This is a genomic window from Pseudomonas sp. LSJ-87 (assembly GCF_032971465.1).
GTDB lineage: Bacteria > Pseudomonadota > Gammaproteobacteria > Pseudomonadales > Pseudomonadaceae > Aquipseudomonas > Aquipseudomonas putida_Z.
This window is the reverse complement of record NZ_JAWJYQ010000117.1, coordinates 1-286: the sequence shown is the minus strand read 5'-3', so window position 1 is coordinate 286 and position 286 is coordinate 1. Positions and strand designations below refer to the sequence as shown.

The window sequence follows — 286 nt, the reverse complement described above, 5'->3', positions numbered from 1 at the left end:
CTTGCGTTCGAACTGGCGCATCTTCCAGCAGAAGACCGTGCCGCAGATTCTCGAATTGATGCTCAAGCGTCAGGGCATTGCCCGTTTCGAAATCAAGAGCATGGGCGAGCATCAGATGCGCGAGTTCTGCGTACAGGCCGGTGAAACGGACCTCGACTTCATCGCCCGCCTGGCGGGTGAAGAGGGTTTCGTCTATCGCTTCGAGCACACGCCGAAACACCACCTGTTGGTCATCACCGACCGACTGCTGGCGTTGGGGCAGATCAGCCGAAGCGCGCTCAAGGCC

At 59.4% G+C, this 286-nt stretch carries 1 protein-coding gene; it reads left to right on the top strand.

What is annotated here, in order from left to right; translation table 11 throughout:
* The coding region (locus tag RYH74_RS26325; protein ID WP_317410626.1) for a contractile injection system protein, VgrG/Pvc8 family at positions 1 to 286 on the top strand (286 nt) is incomplete at both ends.